This is a genomic window from Zhengella mangrovi, from assembly GCF_002727065.1.
Classification (GTDB): Bacteria; Pseudomonadota; Alphaproteobacteria; order Rhizobiales; family Rhizobiaceae; genus Zhengella; species Zhengella mangrovi.
This window is the reverse complement of the sequence record NZ_PDVP01000003.1, coordinates 279833-298777: the sequence shown is the minus strand read 5'-3', so window position 1 is coordinate 298777 and position 18945 is coordinate 279833. Positions and strand designations below refer to the sequence as shown.

10 protein-coding genes are annotated in these 18945 nt (G+C 67.0%); 9 read left to right on the top strand and 1 reads right to left on the bottom strand.

The features are described from left to right. Positions 1–107 precede the first annotated feature (107 nt). Together CSC94_RS08235 and CSC94_RS08230 are read left to right on the top strand one after the other, a co-directional pair. Positions 108–1322, top strand: coding sequence for an efflux RND transporter periplasmic adaptor subunit (locus CSC94_RS08235; RefSeq protein ID WP_099305770.1), 1215 nt, complete (start codon positions 108–110; stop codon positions 1320–1322). Then, complete coding sequence (locus CSC94_RS08230; RefSeq protein ID WP_099305768.1) at positions 1312–4461, top strand: efflux RND transporter permease subunit; 3150 nt, start codon at positions 1312–1314, stop codon at positions 4459–4461. The genes CSC94_RS08235 and CSC94_RS08230 overlap by 11 nt, the downstream gene beginning before the upstream one ends. A 116-nt stretch (positions 4462–4577) precedes the next feature. Here CSC94_RS08230 and CSC94_RS08225 read toward each other — a convergent pair whose 3' ends face one another. Beyond that, entirely contained in the window at positions 4578–5048 is a 471-nt protein-coding gene (locus tag CSC94_RS08225; RefSeq protein WP_099305766.1) for a MarR family winged helix-turn-helix transcriptional regulator, read from the bottom strand. A gap of 296 nt (positions 5049–5344) precedes the next feature. Here CSC94_RS08225 and boxC point away from each other — a divergent pair, with 296 nt between their 5' ends. The 7 genes from boxC (at position 5345) to pbpC (ending at position 18938) form a co-directional block, all read left to right on the top strand. Continuing rightward, entirely contained in the window at positions 5345–7009 is a 1665-nt protein-coding gene (gene boxC, locus CSC94_RS08220; protein WP_099305764.1) for a 2,3-epoxybenzoyl-CoA dihydrolase, read from the top strand. Between the two features lie 102 nt (positions 7010–7111). Continuing rightward, entirely contained in the window at positions 7112–8551 is a 1440-nt protein-coding gene (boxB, locus tag CSC94_RS08215) for a benzoyl-CoA 2,3-epoxidase subunit BoxB (protein ID WP_205853261.1), read from the top strand. Between the two features lie 132 nt (positions 8552–8683). Continuing rightward, positions 8684–9886, top strand: a complete 1203-nt coding sequence (boxA, locus tag CSC94_RS08210) for a benzoyl-CoA 2,3-epoxidase subunit BoxA (protein WP_099305760.1) — start codon at positions 8684–8686, stop codon at positions 9884–9886. After that, positions 9870–10310, top strand: a complete 441-nt coding sequence (locus CSC94_RS08205) for an acyl-CoA thioesterase (protein ID WP_099305758.1) — start codon at positions 9870–9872, stop codon at positions 10308–10310. The genes boxA and CSC94_RS08205 overlap by 17 nt, the downstream gene beginning before the upstream one ends. Positions 10311–10411: 101 nt before the next feature. Further along, positions 10412–11314, top strand: a complete 903-nt coding sequence (locus CSC94_RS08200) for a helix-turn-helix transcriptional regulator (protein ID WP_099305756.1) — start codon at positions 10412–10414, stop codon at positions 11312–11314. 92 nt (positions 11315–11406) lie between these two features. Further along, complete coding sequence (locus CSC94_RS08195) at positions 11407–16869, top strand: alpha-2-macroglobulin family protein (RefSeq protein ID WP_099305754.1); 5463 nt, start codon at positions 11407–11409, stop codon at positions 16867–16869. Continuing rightward, on the top strand, positions 16869–18938 hold the full coding sequence (gene pbpC, locus CSC94_RS08190; RefSeq protein WP_099305752.1) for a penicillin-binding protein 1C: 2070 nt from the start codon (positions 16869–16871) through the stop codon (positions 18936–18938). Before CSC94_RS08195 ends, pbpC begins: the two co-directional genes overlap by 1 nt. The last annotated feature ends 7 nt before the right edge of the window (positions 18939–18945 follow it).

Here is an 18945-nt window from a genome sequence, read left to right as displayed (position 1 = left end):
GGGGGTTAAATCTCTTGCCAAGTGCCCGAATGCGGCCCACATATTCCGGCAAACTGCGCGAAGGTGGTCTGGCTGGTGCCCGGCCCGCGGGCCGATCGGAAAACTGAATGGCATTCTGGAAACAGGTTCTCCTCACGCTCATCCTGTTGGCCGCGGTCGGTCTGGGATATTCCCGGCTGGTGCCGGGCGCCGGCGAGCAGTTGGCCAAGTTGGGGCTGAAACCCTCGACCGTGGCACTGCTGACGGGTCAGGATGCGCAGGCACCGGGAACGGCAGACGCCGGCAAGGGCAAAGGCAAAGGCAAGGGCGACGGGCGGCAGCGCGGCGGCTTCGGCGCGCGCGAGGCCTCCGTGGTCGTGCAGCCGGTCACCACGGCGCAGATCAACGACCGGGTGACGGCCATCGGCGACGGCGAGGCGCTGCGCTCGGTGACCGTGGTGCCGCTGGCCTCCGGCATGCTGACCGAGGTCAACCTGCAGCCTGGGCAGAAGGTGGAGGCCGGGACCGTGATTGCCCGGCTCGACTCCGGCAGCGAAGCCATCGCCCGCGACCGGGCCATGCTGGCGCTGAAAACCGCCAACGAGGCGCTGGAGCGGGTCGAGAAGCTGTTCCAGAGCCGGACCGCATCCCAGACCCAGGTGGATACCGCCCGCAATGCCCGGGATACGGCCGAACTCGCCCTGCGCGAGGCCAAGGTGGACCTGGAAAAGCGCAGCATCGTTGCGCCGATCGCTGGCCGGGCGGGGATCGTTCCCGTCGAGGCGGGCGACTACGTGACAACGCAGACCGAGATCGCGACGCTGGACGACCGCTCGTCGATCCTCGTCGACTTCTGGCTGCCGGAAAAGTTTGCGCCGATCATCTCGGTCGGCCAGCCGCTGGTGGCCCATGCCGTGTCGCTGCCCGGCGAGACCTTCGAGGGCAAGGTGCAGGCGACGGGCAGCCGCATCGACCGCGCCAGCCGTACCATCCAGGTGCGCGCGCTGATCGAGAACCCGGATGACCGGCTGCGGCCGGGCATGTCGTTCCGCGTCGAAATGCGTTTCCCAGGCCAGAGCTGGCCGGCCGTCGATCCGCTCGCCATCCAGTGGAGCTCGGCCGGAGCCCATGTCTGGCGGGCCTCGGACGGGAAGGCGGAGCAGGTTCCGGTCACGATCATCCAGCGCAACAGCGACAGCGTGCTGGTGGACGGGGCGGTGAAGGAAGGCGACCTCATCATCACCGAGGGACTGCAATCGCTGCGGCCCGGCGCCGCCATCCGCGTCATCGGCGCCGACGGCAAGGAAGGCGGCGCAAGACCGCAGGTCTCCGATGCAAGCTGACGGTCATCACAAGGGCAGGACCAACGACATTGCCGCGCTTTTCGTGCGGCGGCCGGTGCTGGCCATCGTCGTCAACCTGTTGATCGTGGTCGCCGGGCTGGCGGCCCTTTTCGGCGCGGAAATCCGCGAACTGCCGGAAACCGACAACCCGGTGATCACGGTGCGGACCGATTTCACCGGGGCGGCGCCCGAAACCATCGACCGCGAGCTGACGGCGCGCATCGAGGGGGCTGCCGGACGGGTGCCGGGCGTGCGGTCGATCTCGTCCTCGTCCACCTTCGGGCGATCCAACGTGACGGTGGAATTCACCGAGGCGACGGACCTCGACACGGCGGCCTCCGACCTGCGCGACGCCATCAACCGGATATCCCGGGACCTGCCAAGCGATGCGGACAACCCGATCATCGTGAAGGCGGACAGCAACGCCCAGGCGGTGATGCGCATCGCGGTCACCTCGGACCGGCTGACTGTCCAGCAACTCACGCTGCTGGTGGAAAACGACATCGTGGAACGGCTTACGGCTGTTCCGGGCGTGGCGGATGTCCAGGTCTACGGCGACCGCGACGAGATCTTCCGGATCGACGTGGACCAGATCAAGCTGGCGAGCCGCGGCCTGACGGTGGCCGACCTGGCGCGGGCGCTGTCCACGGCGGCCTTCGACGCGCCGGCAGGATCGCTGACATCGTCGAGCCAGGATCTCGTGGTGCGCGCGACCGCGACCGTGGCCACGAAGGAGGAATTCGAATCCATCCTGATCAAGGACCGGGTGCGCATCGGCGATGTCGCCAGCGTCTCGCTCGGCCCGAACCCGGGTGACAGTTCGCTGCGCGCCAACGGCGCCAATGGTGTCGGCCTCGGCATCATCCGGCAGGCCGGCTCGAACACGCTGGACATTTCCAAGGGCGTGCGCGCGGCGGTCGAGGAGATCCGGACCATCGTGCCGGCCGGCGTGACGGTCCGTGTCACATCCGACGACGCAACGTTCATTTCGGGCGCGATCAACGAGGTGGTGCGCTCGCTGGCCCTGGCCATTGGCATCGTCATTGCCGTCATCTTCCTGTTCCTGCTGAACATCCGGGCGACGCTGGTGCCGGCGCTGACGATCCCGGTCGCGCTGGTCGGCGCCGTGGCCGGCATCTGGATGGCCGGTTTCTCGATCAACATCCTGACGTTGCTGGCGCTGGTGCTGGCGACGGGCATGGTGGTGGATGACGCCATTGTCGTCCTGGAAAACATCGTCACGCGGCGCAATGAAGGCATGACGGCGCGTGCGGCTGCCGTGATCGGAACGCGGGAGGTGTTTTTCGCGGTCGTCACGACTACGGCCACGCTGGCGGCCGTGTTCATCCCGATCTCGTTCCTGCCGGGCAAGGCGGGCGGCCTGTTCCGCGAGTTCGGCTTCACGCTCGCGCTTTCAGTGATGCTCTCGTCGGTGGTCGCGCTTTCACTTTGCCCGATGCTGGCCTCGCGCTTCCTGACCGGCCAGCCGCGGGCAACGGATGCCGATGCGCGGCCGAGCCTGATCGGCCGCCTCGGCTGCCTGATGACAACGCTTTACGCCGGCATGCTGGAGGTCTGCCTGAAGGTGCCGCTGCTGGTGATCGTGGCAGCGGTCCTGATCGCGGGCGCTTCCGTGGTGACCTTCACCACGCTGCGCCAGGAACTGACGCCGCCGGAAGACCGGTCCATCGTCATCTTCTCCGTTTCGGCGCCGCAAGGCGTCAGCCTGGACTACACGGCGAGCCAGATCCGGAAGCTGGAAGCCCTGGCCGAGCCGTACAAGGCCTCGGGCGAGGTGACCAACATCTTTTCCATCGCCGGACGGCGGGGCCAGGCCAACAGCGGCTTCATGGTGCTGACGCTGGCGCCGTGGGAAGAGCGGACCCGCTCGCAGCAGGAGATCGTGTCGGAGATGAACCGGCTGGCCAGCCAGGTGGTCGGGGTGCGGGCGTTCGCGATCCAGCCCAATTCGCTCGGTATCCGGGGCGCCGGCAACGGGCTGCAGATGGCGATCGCAGGCGAGAAGTACGAGGACCTGGCGACGGCCGCCGACAAGGTGATGCAGGAACTCGAGAAGGATCCCCGTTTCGGGCGGGTGCGCCTGTCCTATGAAACCACGCAGCCGCAGCTGTCCATCCAGGTCAACCGCGAGCGGGCGTCCGACCTCGGCGTCGACATTTCCGGCCTGGCGGCGGTCATCCAGTCGATGCTCGACGGACGGGCGATCGGGTCGGTCTTCCTCAACGACCGGGCCGTGGACATCAAGCTCCTGTCGACCTCCAACCCGGTCAACGATCCGACCGACCTGGAGAACATCTTCGTGCAGACGTCGGACGGACGCACCGTGCCGATCTCGACCGTGTCGACGCTGGAAGAGCGCCCGGTGGCGCCGTCGCTCGACCGCGAGCAAAAGCTGCGCGCCGTCTCGATCACGGCCAGCCTGGCGCCCGATTTCGCGCTGGCCGACGCCATGGGCCGCTTCACCGAGATCGCCACGCCGCTGCTGCCGCCCGGCGCCCGGCTGGTTCCGCTCGCCGAGGCAGCCACGCTGAAGGAGACGACGAGTTCCATCGGCCTGGTCTTCGCCTTCGCCATCATCGTCGTGCTGCTGGTGCTGGCCGCCCAGTTCGAGAGCTTCGTCTCCGCCTTCATCATCATCCTGACGGTGCCGCTGGGACTGGCCTGCGCCATCTTCGCCATGGCACTGACCGGGACGAGCCTGAATGTCTATTCGCAGGTCGGGCTGGTGCTGCTGGTCGGCATCATGGCCAAGAACGGCATCCTGATCGTCGAGTTCGCCAACCAGCTTCGCGACCGCGGGCTCGGCGTCGCGGAGGCGGCGCGCCAGGCCGCGGTGCGCCGGTTGCGTCCGGTGATGATGACGATGATCTCGACCGTGCTCGGCGGCGTGCCGCTCGTTCTGGCCTCCGGGGCAGGGGCCGAGGCGCGCATTGCGCTCGGCTGGGTCATCGTCGGCGGTCTGGGGCTGGCGACGCTGGCGACGCTCTTCGTCACCCCGGTGGCCTACCTGCTTTTGGCGCGGTTCTCATCGCCCAAGGCGGCGGAGCAGGCGCGGCTGGAGCGGGAACTGGCGGAAGCGGAGGCCGAAGCCGGCAGCGCGGAGCGGGCAGGGGCCTGAGCCGGAGCCATTCCGGCCCGCAGATGCAGCACCGGTACCCGCTGCCATTGGAGGGCTGGTTCTTGCCGTGCGCAATTCCGGACGCGAAACCGGTGTCCACTTTCGCTGGAAACGCTTTAACCCGCCACCTTTTCCAGCATCTCGATAAAGCGGCGGCTTTCGCCTTCGCCGCCGAGGCGCTCGATCATGCGGTTTTCATGGTCGCGCCAGACGGAGGCCATGGAAAGCACGAATTTCTCGCCCTTCGCTGTCAGGTAGAGCGAGTAGGAGCGGCGGTCCGTATCGGTCTTGCGCCGTTCGGCCAGGCCGCGTTTTTCCAGCCCGTCCATCAGGGCGACGAGGTTGGCCGGCTTGACACCGAGGGCCTCGGCGATCTCCGACTGCTTGCTGCCGGGCTGGCGCGCGATCAGGGCGAGGGCGGAGAATTCCGCAGGGCGGAGCTTCATCCGGGCGAAGCTCTCGGCGAAATCCTGGAACACGGCCAACTGGGCACGCCGGAGCTTGTATCCGATGATCGTATCCAGCGGCGGAACCACATCTTCCGCCCGCGCCGCATCCCGTTTTTCCCGAATCGCTTCCTGGCTCATCCTGTCACCTTTCCTGCGGCGGCGACCATAAATCATCACCCATTATAATAACATAGGCAAACCATCCGATCGGCCGGCAGGGATGGCGGTTGTCCAGCGAAAAAGACGCTGGCAGATTTGTTCATGCCTGGAAACAATGCATTATACTGCACCACGAGATTGGGCTCATTGGCAGTTTAACGATCTGATTTTGCGTATGAAATTATGAAAAATCGAGATTTCGCAAATGGAGGCTGGATTTATGCAGTAAAGTGCATTATGTTGACGATCAATCAGAACAGCGGAGGGATGCCGCGATGGCAAAGATCATCGATTTCCAGACGAACCCGGAAACCTACAAGCACTGGCGCATCGAGATCGACGGCGACGTCGCGCGCCTGATCATGGACGTCAACGAGGATGCAACCCTCTTCGAGGGTTACCAGCTCAAGCTGAATTCCTACGACCTCGGTGTCGACATCGAACTGGCCGACGCGGTGCAGAGGCTGCGCTTCGAGCATCCCGAGGTCAAGGTCGTGGTGATGCAGTCCGGCAAGGACCGTGTCTTCTGCGCCGGCGCCAACATCCGCATGCTCGGCGGTGCGGCCCATGCGCACAAGGTCAATTTCTGCAAGTTCACCAACGAGACGCGCAACACCTTCGAGGCGGCGGGCGCGGAAAGCGGCCAGTACTACATCGCCGCGGTCAAGGGCGCCTGCGCCGGCGGCGGCTACGAACTGGCGCTGGCCTGCGACTACATCATGCTGACCGATGACGGATCGTCGTCGGTGGCGCTGCCGGAAGTGCCGTTGCTGGCGGTGTTGCCCGGCACCGGCGGCCTGACCCGCGTGACCGACAAGCGCAAGGTCCGCCGCGATCTCGCCGACGTATTCTGCTCCATCGAGGAGGGCGTGCGCGGCAAGAAGGCCAAGGACTGGCGTCTCGTCGACGAGGTCGTCGCCAATTCGAAGTTCGACGACGCCGTGGCCGAACGGGCCCGCGCGTTTGCGGCCAAGTCCGACCGTCCGTCCGACGCCAAGGGTGTCAGGCTGACGCCGCTCAAGCGCACGATCCACGACGACGGTTCGCTGTCCTACACTACGGTCGAGGTGTCGATCGATCGCGACAAGCGGGTGGCGACGATGACCATTTCAGGGCCCGACCAGGATGCGCCGGCCGATGCGGCCGCACTGCATGCCGCGGGCGCCGAAGGCTGGATGCTGCGCTGTGCGCGCGAACTGGATGACGCCATCCTGCACCTGCGCATCAACGAACTGGAGACCGGCGTGCTGGTCATCCGCACCCAGGGCGACGCGGACCGCGTGATGGCGCACGAGAAGGTCGTGCTCGACAACGCCGGCTCTGACTGGTTCGCCCGCGAGATCGCGCTCTACTGGAAGCGCGTGCTGAAGCGGCTGGACCTGACGTCGCGGTCGCTGGTGGCGCTGGTCGAGCCCGGTTCCTGCTTCGCCGGCACGCTGGCCGAAATCCTGTTCGCCGTGGACCGTTCCTACATGGCCGATGGCGAATTCGAGGGGGACAACCGCCCGGTGGCGACGATCCGCCTGAGCGACGCCAACTTCGGACGTTACCCGATGTCGAACGACCTGACGCGGCTGCAGACCCGCTTCCTGGGCGAGCCGGAGAAGGTGGACGAGGCGAAGGACCATATCGGCGAGGCAATGGAAGCCGAACAGGCCTCCGATCTGGGCCTGGTGACCTTCGCCTTCGACGATATCGACTGGGAAGACGAAGTCCGCATCTTCCTGGAAGAGCGGGCCTCCTTCTCGCCCGACGCGATGACGGCCATGGAAGCCAACCTGCGCTTCGCCGGGCCGGAGACGATGGAAACGCGTATCTTCGGCCGGCTGACCGCCTGGCAGAACTGGGTGTTCCAGCGTCCCAACGCCGTGGGTCCGGAAGGCGCACTGCAGCGCTACGGCACCGGCCAGCGCGGCAATTACGACATGCGCCGCGTCTGACGCGGAGTTCCAGCTTTGCCGGGCGCGGGAGCGCGCCCGGACTTCCCGCATACCGGGAACCGAAACGTCATGAACGAACGGGAGTGAACAATGGCAGATACGATGAATGTGTCCTACGACACGCTGATCCCGAACAACGTCGGCCTCTCCAGCGACAGGCGCGTGCTCAAAGCGCTGGAGAAGTGGCATCCGGGCTATATCAACTGGTGGAACGACCTGATCCCGGAAAATTTCCAGAAGAGCCTCGTCTACCTGCGCACCGCGGTCTCGGTCGACCCGCAGGGCTGGGCCAAGTTCGACTACGTGAAGATGCCGGAATACCGCTGGGGCGTGCTGCTGGCGCCGCAGGTCGAGAACCGCATCATCCCCTGCGGCGAGCACTACGGCGAGCCGGCCTGGCAGGAAGTGCCGGGCGAGTATCGCGCGCTGCTGCGCCGCCTGATCGTCATCCAGGGCGACACCGAGCCGGCCTCCGTCGAGCAGCAGCGCTTCCTCGGCAAGACCGCGCCGTCGCTCTACGACATGCGCAACCTGTTCCAGGTCAACGTCGAGGAAGGCCGGCACCTGTGGGCGATGGTCTACCTGCTGCACAAGTATTTCGGTGCCGACGGCCGCGAGGAAGCCGACGACCTGCTGCGCCGCCAGTCGGGCTCGGAAGAGGCCCCGCGCATGCTGGGCGCCTTCAACGAGGAAACGCCGGACTGGCTGTCGTTCTTCATGTTCACCTACTTCACCGACCGTGACGGCAAGATGCAGCTTGAGAGCCTGGCGCAGTCCGGTTTCGATCCGCTGAGCCGAACCTGCCGCTTCATGCTGACGGAAGAAGCGCACCACATGTTCGTCGGCGAGACGGGCGTGGGGCGCACGATCCAGAAGACCTGCGAGATGATGAACGAGGCCGGCATTGTCGATCCCTACGACATCGACAAGATCCGTGCGCTCGGCGTCATCGACCTGCCGACCATCCAGAAGAAGCTGAACCTTCACTACACGCTGTCGCTCGATCTGTTCGGCTCGGAAGTGTCGACCAACGCGGCCAATTCCTTCAACTGGGGTCTGAAGGGCCGCTACCGCGAGAACAAGCTGGAAGACGATCACCGGCTGAAGGACGCGACCTACCCGGTGGCGGAATTCGACGGCAAGCAGATCACGGTCCGCGACGTCAACGCGATCTCGGCGATCAACATGCGCCTTCGCGACGACTACACCGAGGATGCGCGCGGTGGCGTGCGCCGCTGGAACCAGATCATCCGCAAGCACAACATCGATTTCGAGCTGGCGCTGCCGCACGAAGCCTTCCATCGCCACATCGGCACGTTCTCGGGCGCGCCGGTCTCGCCGGAAGGCCTGGTGATCAGCCGCGAGGAATGGGACAGCCGCCGCGACGAGTGGCTGCCGTCCAAGGCCGATGGCGACTACATCCAGTCGCTGATGAAGCCGGTGACCGAGCCTGGCAAGTTCGCCAGCTGGATCGCGGCGCCGAAGGTTGGCATCGACAACAAGCCGGGCGACTTCGAGTACGTCAAGCTGCACATGGCCTGATGCAAGCGTGCCGGGCCGCATTGCCGGCCCGGTGCCTTTTCAGGGCCCGAACCTGGCTCCCCCGGCTTTTCGCGCGGGGGAGAACCATATACGACAAGCGCGAACACGCGCGAGGACTTCGAGGGATCCGTCATGACCAAGCCGCTGAAGCAGCATCTCATCGATCCGGAAATCTGCATCCGTTGCTATACATGCGAAATGACCTGCCCGATCGAGGCCATCACGCATGACGACGAGAACGTGGTGGTGGATTTCGAGAAATGCAATTTCTGCATGGATTGCATCCCGGTCTGCCCGACCGGCTCGATCGATGAATGGCGGGTCGTGACCAAGCCCTATAGCCTGGAAGAGCAGTTTTCCTGGGAGGAACTGCCGGCGCAGGAAGACATTCCGGCCGGTGGCGGCGAGAGCGGGTCCGACACGTCCATCGAAGCGCTGGACGACGAGATGGCCAAGCTGCTGGCCGAAGCCCATGCCGGGGCTGGCGGACGATCCAGGGCGCCGGCCACGGCGTCCAAGCCCTCGGTCAACCTCTACACGATCTCCAAGCCGGCAAAGGCCCGCGTGGCCGGCAATTTCCGCCTGACGGCCGAGGGGTCGGACAGCGATGTGCGCCATATCATCCTCGACTTCGGCAACCAGTCGATGCCGGTTCTCGAAGGCCAGTCGATCGGCATCATCGCGCCCGGCACCGATGCCAGCGGCAAGCCGCACCTGCCGCGGCTCTATTCCGTCTCCAGCCCGCGGGACGGCGAGCGGCCGAACTACAACAACCTGTCGCTGACGGTGAAGCGCGAGGACAAGGGCGTGTGTTCCAACTACGTCTGCGACCTGAAGATCGGCGACGAGGTCGACGTGACCGGTCCCTTCGGCTCCACCTTCCTGCTGCCGGACGATCCGCAGGCACGCCTGCTGATGATCTGCACCGGCACCGGGTCGGCGCCATTCCGTGCCTTCACCATGCGCCGCCAGCGCACCGTCGGGACGCACGGCGGATCGATGACGCTGTTCTTCGGCGCCCGGTCGCCCGACAGCCTTCCGTATTTCGGCCCGCTCAACAAGGTGCCGAACCGGGTGCTCAGCAAGCACCTCGTGTTCAGCCGCATTCCCGGCGCGCCGAAGGAATACGTGCAGGACCGGCTCAAGGTCGAGGAAGAGGAAATCGCCGAACTCCTGGGCGATGAAAATACCCACGTCTACATCTGCGGCCTGCGCGGCATGGAAGAGGGTGTGGAAAAGGCGCTCACCAATATTGCGGAAAGCACCGGCGTGGAGTGGATTTCCCTGCGCGACGCCATGCGGGAACAGGGACGCTACCATGTCGAAACCTACTGAGGACGAGAAGGTCTTCACCCACGAGATCCGGGTCGGCTGGGCAGACTGCGATCCCGCGCAGATCGCCTATACCGGGCGCATCCCGTATTTCGCGCTGGAAGCCATCGACGCCTGGTGGGACGCCAAGGTGGGCGACGACTGGTTCCGGATGAACATCGACAAAGGCTACGGCACGCCGTTCGTCCATCTCTCCGTCGACTTCCGGTCCCCGGTCACGCCACGCCACCGGCTGCAATGCCAGGTGCGGCTCATGCGCCTTGGCGACAGCTCGATCCGCTTTTCCGTCGAGGGTTACCAGGACGGGACGCTGTGCTTCGAGGGCCAGTTCGTGGAAGTCTTCGTGGATGCCAAGACGCATCTCACCAAGATCAAGGCCCCGGACTTCGTGCGCGAGAAGGTTGCGCACCTGGCACTCGACGCCTGATTTCCCGACGCGGTCTGACAGCTTCGGCATTATAACGCAGCTTGCCGTCCGCGAAGCGATGCATTATCGTGCATCGAGGGGAAGAAATTCCGGGGAAGCCGATGCTGAAACAGGCCAGCGCAGCCACTGGTCCGGACGACGAGGACAGCGAGACCGGCGAGTTCATCGCGATGGTCGGCGAGCGCGTGCGCATGGCACGCAACCGGAAGGGCATTTCCCGGCGCCAGCTGTCGGAACTCTCCGGCGTATCGCAGCGCTACCTGGCCCAGCTCGAAGGGGGCGACGGCAACGTTTCCATTGCGCTGCTGCGCAAGATCGCGCGTTCGCTGGATTTCGAGATCGAATGGCTGGTCGGACGCGACGATCCGTGGACCTCGGACGCCATCACGCTGATGCGCCTGTTCCGCCAGGCGACCCGTGACCAGCGCGCGCGGGTCATGGAAATCCTCGATCCCAACGACACCGGCACGCGGCGGTCGGGACGGGTTGCGCTGATCGGGCTGCGCGGCGCCGGCAAGTCGACGCTCGGTCGCCTGGCGGCGCGTGATCTCGGCGTGGCTTTCGTCGAACTGAACCAGGTGATCGAGGAAGTGGCCGGCATGCCGGTCGACGAGGTGATCGCGCTGTACGGCCAGGAGGGATACCGGCGGCTGGAGAAGCAGGCGCTGGTCAACCTCGTAGCGACCCACGAACAACTCGTGCTCGCGGTTGCCGGCGGGATCGTCTCGGAGCCCGACACCTATAACTATCTCCTTCGCCATTGCCACACGATCTGGCTCAAGGCCCAGCCCGAGGAACACATGAACCGGGTGCGCGGGCAGGGCGACGAGCGCCCGATGGCCGGCAACCCGGCGGCCATGGACGAACTGAAATCGATCCTGACCAGCCGCGAAGCGCTCTATGCCAAGGCCGAGGCGATGGTGGACACGTCGCGCAAGGACGTCGACGAGAGCCGGCTGGCGGTGATCGAGGCCATCCGCGACAACGCTTTTCTGCCGCTTTGATGCTCCCGGGCCGGTGTTGGCCGTTGACTTCGCCTGCCACTGGGTGAGAGACTTGCCGTCGACAGGGGCGTCAATCACAGCGGGAGGATCCCATGCTGTCTTCTCTTCGCCCGTTTTCCTTGGCAATGGCTGTTTTCGTCCTCGCGCTGGCCGGCGTTTCGCTGGCATCGGCTGCGGAGGTTCGCCATATAGAGACCATTGAAAACGCGGACTATTTCGGCTTCGACCTGAGAACCGAAAAGGATGTGAGCCTGCAGCAGTGCGAGGCGATCTGCCTCAACGACCGGGAATGCCGGGCCTTCACCTACAACACCAGGGCTGGCTGGTGTTTCCTGAAATCCGATCACGGAACGGTCAATCCCTTCGACGGTGCGGTGGCCGGCCGGGTGGTGGTCGAGCGCCAGGAAGACCTTGGAGCGCCGCCACCACTCGCCTTCATTCCCGATTCCATGCCTGTCGAGGCGCGTACCTACCGCGAGCAGCTCGACGCGACTGCCAAGCGGCTGGCCGGGCGCAATCCGGCTTTCATGGCGCAGGACGGTTTCGCGGCGCTTTCCGGTGGCGATGCGCGCAAGGCGGTAACGCTGCTCTCGGGAGCCGTGGCGCTGACCATGGACGATTCGCGCCTGTGGAGCGCGCTGGCGCGCGGCATCCGCGCGATGACACCGGATCGCGGTTCGGAACGCTACAAGTTGCAGCAGTTTGCGACTTCGGCGGCCTACAATGCCTACGAGACATCGCGGACCACGCCGGACCGGGCCGAGGCGCTGAATGAACTGGCGAAGGCGCTGGAGCTGCGCAGCCAGTTCCGTCCCGCGCTCGAAGCCTACAAGGCCTCGCTGGCGCTTGCCGAGGACGAGCAGGTGCGGGCCGACTATGCCGATCTGCGTGCGCGCAAGGGCTTCAGGGTCGTCGACAACACGGTCGACGCGGACACGGCGACGCCGCGCGCCTGCCTGCAGCTTTCGGAAAACCTGGTCAAAGGCGTCGACTACGCGCCTTACATCCGCCTCAACGGCGGGGAGGCGCCGGCCTTCGATGCGCAGGGACGCGAGATCTGCATCAACGGGCTCAAGCATGGCGAGCGCTATGCCGTGACGCTGCGCGACGGCCTGCCGTCGGCTGTCGGCGAGGTGCTGGAAGCGCCGGTGGACATTTCCGTCTACGTGCGTGACCGCGCGCCGTTTGCCCGGTTCACCGGCGAGGCCTTCGTGCTGCCCGCCAAGGGCCGCCAGGCCATCCCGGTCGTCACCGTGAATGCGCCGGAAGTGGAGTTGCAGCTTTACCGGATCGGCGAGCGGGCGCTGGCGCAACTCACCGAGGACGGCAAGTTCCTGCAGAACCTGTCCGGCTACCAGGCCGACGAGATCATGGATCGCCAGGGCAATCTCGTGTGGTCCGGAGCGATGGAGACGCCGGGCGACCTGAACCAGGAAGTGACGACGGCCCTGCCGCTGGACACCGTGCTGCCGGATCGCAAACCCGGGGTCTACGCGCTGGTGGCCAGGGCCAAGGGCGACACGTCGGAAGACTGGAACAGCCGGGCGACGCAGTGGTTCACCGTGTCCGACATCGGCCTGTCGGCACAATCCGGGCTCGACGGCCTGACCGTGTTCGCCCGCTCGCTGGATTCCGCCACGCCGCTGGCCGGCGCGAAGGTCCGGCTGATCGCGCGCAACAACGAGGTGCTCGGCGAGGGCGTGAGCGACGCTGACGGCGTGGCACGCTTCGATGCCGGCCTGATCCGCGGCACGGGTGGCCTGTCGCCATCGGTGCTGGTTGCGGAGGCGGCCGGGGCCGGCTTCGTCTTCCTCGACCTGACCAAGGCCGGGTTCGACCTTTCCGACCGCGGCGTGGAGGGGCGTCCGGCGCCGGGCGCCATCGACGTCTATGCCTTCACCGAGCGCGGCATCTATCGGGCCGGCGACACGGTGCACGTCACGGCACTGGCGCGCGACGGGTCGGCCAACGCCGTGGAGAGCCTGCCGCTGACCTTCATCTTCCAGCGTCCCGACGGGGTGGAGGACCGGCGCATGGTCTCGGCCTCGCCGAAGGCCGGTGGCCACGTGATCGACCTGCCGCTGCCGGACAACGCCATGCGCGGTGCCTGGACGGTGCGCATCCATGCCGACCCGAAGGAAACGGCGCTGGCCGAGCAGACCTTCCTGGTGGAGGACTTCGTGCCCGACCGGATCGAGTTCGACCTCGCGTCGGCTTCCGGGCCCGTACTGGATCCGAACGAAGGCGGCGCGGTCTCGGTGACCGGGCGGTTCCTCTACGGCGCACCTGCCGCCGGGCTTTCCATGGAAGGCGAGGTGCAGGTGAGCCCGGTCAGCAACCGGCCGGGCCACGACGGCTACATCTTCGGCATGGCCGAGGACGATGACAGCGGCCGGACGACGGTTCCGCTGCAGGGGCTTCCCGTGCTCGACGATGCCGGGCAGGCGGAGATCGGGCTGGACCTCGGCACACTGCCGTCGACCACGCGGCCGCTGGAGGCGACCGTGACGATCCGCATGCGCGAAGGCGCGGGGCGGGCGGTCGAGCGCAGCCTGTCGCTGCCGATCAAGCCGATGGCGACGATGATCGGCGTCAAGCCGGGCTTCGCGGACGGCCAGGCGCCGGAAGGCGCTACGGTCAGTTTCAACGTGATCGCCGTCGATCGGGACGGGGCGCAGGTGGCTGCGCAAGGATTGTCCTGGCGGCTGCTCAGAGTGACGCGGAACTACCAGTGGTATCGCGACGGCAGCAGCTGGCGCTACGAGGCAGCGGACTTCACCTCCGTCCAGTCCAGCGGGACCGTGGATGCCAGTGCCGCGACCCCGGCCACGATCGACATGCCGGTCGAATGGGGACGGTATCGCCTGGAAGTGGAAGGCGCCGATGCCATCACGTCCTACGATTTCCACGCCGGCTGGTATGTCGAGACCTCATCACTGGATACGCCTGACGGGCTTGAGATCGCGCTCGACAAGGACGGCTACAAGCCGGGCGAGACGGCGCGGCTGAAGGTTTCGCCACGCTTTGCCGGTGAGCTGCTGGTGACGGTCGGTTCCGACCGGGTGCTGGCGACAAAGCGGGCCAGCGTGCCAGCGGACGGAGCCGAGATCGAAATCCCGGTCGGTGATGACTGGGGGGCGGGGGCCTATGTCACCGCGACGCTCTACCGGCCCGGGTCCGCGGGCGAAAGCCGCATGCCGGCGCGGGCCATCGGCGTGAAGTGGCTTGGCGTGGATGTGAGTGCCCGCACGCTCGATGTCGCGCTCGACCTGGCGGCGCAGACGGTACCGAACCAGGCGTTCGAGGTGCCGCTCACGGTGACCGGGGCCAAGGAGGGCGAGACGGTTTTCGCCACCGTGGCGGCGGTTGACGTCGGCATCCTGAACCTGACCGGCTACCAGCCGCCGAAACCGGAGGAGTGGTACTACGGCCAGCGCCGGATGGGCCTGGAGATCCGGGACGTCTACGGGCGCCTGATCGACGGCTCGCAGGGGGCGCTCGGTCACCTGCGGACCGGCGGCGACGGACCCGGCATGCAGTCGAAGGGCAGCCCGCCCAAGGGCAAGCTGGTGGCCTTCTTCTCCGGTCCCGTGCGCGTCGGTGCCGACGGCAAGGCGGTGGTGCGCTTTGACATGCCGCAGTTCAACGGCACGGTGCGCGTGATGGCGACGGCCTGGAGTGCCACGGCCACCGGGTCGGCGACCCGGGACGTGATCGTGCGCGAACCGGTCGTCGTGATCGCCGGAACACCGCGCTTCATGGCGACGGGCGACCGCTCCGAACTTCGCTTCGACATTGCCAATACCGACGGGCCGACCGGCGACTATGCCGTGACGGTCGAGACGAGCGGGCCGCTGACGCTGGCTGGCGACCTGCCGGGCAAGGTGGTGCTGGGCAAGGGTGCGCGGACGGTGCTTCGCCTGCCGGTGTCGGCCGGTGCGCCGGGGGCGGCGGGCCTGACGCTGACGCTGGCGCACGCTAACGACGTTCGCGTCGTCCACGACGTGTCCTTCCCGGTGCGCCCGGGGGCGCTGCCGGTCACGGTGCGGCGCGAGATCGAACTGCTGGCCAATGGCGGCTCGCTGACGGTCGACCGGCAGTTGCTGGCCGACAGCGTGATCCGCGATGCCTCCGTCTCGGTCGCGGTGACGCGGCTTGCGGCCTTCGACATCCCCGGACTGCTGATGAGCCTCGACCGCTATCCCTACGGCTGCGCCGAACAGACGACGAGCCGCGCGCTGCCGCTGCTCTACCTGTCGGACCTGGAAGGAGAGGCGGCCGATCCCGAAATCGACAAGCGCATCGACAAGGCGATCGCCCGCGTGCTCGCCTACCAGTCGTCGAGCGGTTCCTTCGGCCTCTGGTCGCCGGGATCGGGCGACCTGTGGCTGGACGCCTACGTGTCGGATTTCCTTACCCGGGCACAGGAGAAGGGTTTCAAGGTTCCGCAGACCGCCATGCAACTGGCGCTTGGCAACCTGGAGAACAACCTGGCCTACGTGAACGATGTCAGCGAACGCGGGCGCGAAATCGCCTATGCGCTCTACGTGCTGGCGCGCAATCGAAAGGCCTCGGCCGGTGACCTGCGTTACTATGCCGATACCAAGCTCGATGCCTTCGACAGCCCGATGGCCCGGGCGCAGCTCGCGGCCAGTCTCTCGCTCTACGGCGACGGCGACCGTTCGGCCCGCCTGTTCAGGGCCTCGCTCGACCTGGCGGAACAACAGGCCGACCAGGCCGTGCAGGCACGCGACGACTACGGTTCGAAACTGCGTGACGGGGCGGCCATCCTGGCGCTGGCGGCGGAAAGCAAGCCCGAACCTGCCGGCATCCGCGAGATGACCCGCTTCGTGGCAAACCAGAAGCGGCACCGGCCCTACACCTCCACGCAGGAGGAAGCCTGGATGCTGTTGGCCGCGCGGGCGCTGGCGACGCAGAACGCTGCCATGGACCTGACCGTCAACGGGACGGACCATGCCGGGGCCTTCACGGTACGGCGGACGGGGATCGACCTCGTCGACGCGCCGATCACCGTGAAGAACAACGGGGCGGAGCCGGTGACTGCGGTCGTGACCTCCGTGGCGGCGCCGGTGGATCCGCTGCCGGCGGGCGGCAATGGCTTCACCATCGCGCGCAGCTACTTCACGCTCGACGGCAAGCCGGCCAGCCTGCAGCAGGTGGCGCAGAACCAGCGCCTGGTCGTGGTGCTGCAGATTGCGGAACTCAACACCTGGCCGTCGCGGATCGTCGTGACCGACCTGCTGCCGGCCGGCTTCGAGATCGACAACCCGGCGCTGACGGGCAGCGCGCAACTGTCGAATTTCGAGTGGCTCGGCAACGTCAACCCGGCCCACCTGGAGTTCCTCGATGACCGCTTCGTCGCGGCTTTCAACCGCTCCGCCGGTGACAGCCGGACGCTGCAACTGGCCTACGTGGTCCGGGCCGTGACGCCCGGCGCCTACGTGCACCCGGCGGCCCAGGTGGAGGACATGTACCGGCCGCAGTTCTCGGCGCACACGTCGACGGGCTACGTGGAGGTCGTGGAGGCGCGTTGATGCGGGCGCTCGCCGTTCTGCAATGGGTGTGCGGCGGGCTGGCGGGGCTGTGCCTCGCCGCCGCATCGATCAACGCGCTGGACGAGGCCTATCCGCCGACGCTGGACCGGCCGAAGGTGGCGGCCGAGGTGCTCGACCGGAACGGCGCCCTGCTGTTTGCGCAGGCGACGGATGAAGGGCGCTGGCGTTTCCCGGTGTCGCTGGATGCCGTCGACCCACAGTTCGTCGCCATGCTGCTGGCCTACGAGGACAAGCGGTTTTACCATCACATCGGCGTCGATCCGCTGGCCGTGTTGCGGGCGGCATGGCAATTCGCCACCCACGGCAACATCGTGTCGGGCGGCTCGACGATCACGATGCAGCTCGCCCGTCTCATCGAACCGCGCAACGAACGCTCGGTGGCGGCGAAGCTGCGCCAGATGCTGCGGGCCCTGCAGATCGAGCGCAGGCTGTCCAAGACCGAAATCCTGGAGCGCTACCTGACGCTGGCGCCCTACGGCGGCAACCTGGAGGGCATTCGCGCAGCGTCGCTGGCCTGGTTCGGCAAGGAGCCGGCGAAACTCAGGCTTTCGGAGGCCGCCCTCCTGGTAGCGCTGCCGCAATCGCCTGAAACGCGGCGGCCGGACCGCAACGCGGGGGCTGCACGTGACGCGCGGGACCGGGTTCTCTGGCGCATGGCCGAAGCCGGGGTGATCCCGGAGGCGGAGATCGGGCGCGCCTCGCGTTTTGATGTGCCGCACGTGCGCGCGGCGATGCCGGCACTCAGCCCGCACCTGGCGTTGCGCCTGCTGGGCGAGAGGGCCGGCGGCCGCGCACCGGACCGGCTGACGCTGGATGCTGCCAGGCAGGCAGCCCTGGAAACAGTAGCCCGCCTGGGTGCCGCGCGCCTTCCCGCCGGGGTGTCGGTGGCGATGGTCCTGGCCGACGCGCAGACCGGGGAGATCCTGGCGCGGGTCGGATCGGCGGACTATCTCGACGACCGGCGCTTCGGCTGGGTGGACATGGCCGAGGCGCCGCGTTCGCCCGGTTCCGCCCTCAAGCCGTTCATCTACGGGCTCGCCTTCGAGCAGGGGATCGCGGCGCCGGAGACGATCATCTCCGACCGGCCGGCGGATTTCGCGGGCTACCGGCCGGCCAATTTCGACATGGGATACAAGGGCGATGTTTCCGTGCGCGAGGCCTTGCAATGGTCGCTCAACGTTCCGGCGGTGCGGCTTCTCGATGCCGTCGGGCCGCAACGGCTGGCGGCACGGCTGCGCCAGGCCGGTGCCACCCTGGTCCTGCCGGACAGGAGCGCACCGGGGCTCGCGATCGGTCTTGGCGGCGCGGGCGTGACGCTGACGGGACTGGTGCAGGCCTATACCGCGCTGGCCAACCAGGGCCGGGCCACGAAGGAGCGGCTGGTCTACGACCGGAGCGAGCGGCCACAGCGCAACAATGTGATGGACCCGGCAGCGGCATGGCAGGTCTCCGACATTCTTTCCGGCATGGCGCCACCGGTTGGTGCCGCGCCCCTGGGGATCGCCTACAAGACGGGTACGTCCTACGGCTACCGCGATGCCTGGTCGGTCGGTTACGATGGCCGCTACGTCCTGGGCGTCTGGACCGGCCGGCCGGACAATGCCGCCGTGCCGGGCCTGACCGGGGCGAGCGCGGCAGCGCCGCTGCTCTTCAAGGCCTGGGCGCAGGCGGACCTCGGCCATCACGCGCTTCCGGGCGCGCCGCGCGGCGCCGTCCTCCTGGCGCATGGCGATCTGCCCCAGGCACTGCAGCGCTTCGCCGCCCGCTCACCGGTTGAAACGACCGTTGCGCCGGAACCGGCACCGGTCATCGTGTACCCGCCCGCCGGCGCCCGGGTCGATCTGGCGGGAAGCGGGCCGGCACAGCCGCTTGTCATCAAGCTGCAGGGCGGGCGGGCACCTTTCCGCTGGCTGGCCAACGGCGCGCCGATGGATGGCGCGACGCGGCGGCGGGTGCGCCAGTGGCAGCCGGACGGGCGCGGTCAGCAGCGGCTGACCGTCATCGATGCGGCCGGACGCGCGGCGAGCGTCGATCTTTTCATCCAGTAGCCGGGGA

What these genes read in the sequence shown, in the direction of transcription:
- CSC94_RS08235 (WP_099305770.1), top strand. Translation starts at nt 108, where the DNA reads ATGGCATTCTGGAAACAGGTTCTCCTCACGCTCATCCTGTTGGCCGCG.
- CSC94_RS08195 (WP_099305754.1), top strand. Translation starts at nt 11,407, where the DNA reads ATGCTGTCTTCTCTTCGCCCGTTTTCCTTGGCAATGGCTGTTTTCGTC.
- pbpC (WP_099305752.1), top strand. Translation starts at nt 16,869, where the DNA reads ATGCGGGCGCTCGCCGTTCTGCAATGGGTGTGCGGCGGGCTGGCGGGG.
- CSC94_RS08225 (WP_099305766.1), bottom strand. Translation starts at nt 5,048, where the DNA reads ATGAGCCAGGAAGCGATTCGGGAAAAACGGGATGCGGCGCGGGCGGAA.
- boxC (WP_099305764.1), top strand. Translation starts at nt 5,345, where the DNA reads ATGGCAAAGATCATCGATTTCCAGACGAACCCGGAAACCTACAAGCAC.
- boxA (WP_099305760.1), top strand. Translation starts at nt 8,684, where the DNA reads ATGACCAAGCCGCTGAAGCAGCATCTCATCGATCCGGAAATCTGCATC.
- CSC94_RS08230 (WP_099305768.1), top strand. Translation starts at nt 1,312, where the DNA reads ATGCAAGCTGACGGTCATCACAAGGGCAGGACCAACGACATTGCCGCG.
- boxB (WP_205853261.1), top strand. Translation starts at nt 7,112, where the DNA reads ATGAATGTGTCCTACGACACGCTGATCCCGAACAACGTCGGCCTCTCC.
- CSC94_RS08200 (WP_099305756.1), top strand. Translation starts at nt 10,412, where the DNA reads ATGCTGAAACAGGCCAGCGCAGCCACTGGTCCGGACGACGAGGACAGC.
- CSC94_RS08205 (WP_099305758.1), top strand. Translation starts at nt 9,870, where the DNA reads ATGTCGAAACCTACTGAGGACGAGAAGGTCTTCACCCACGAGATCCGG.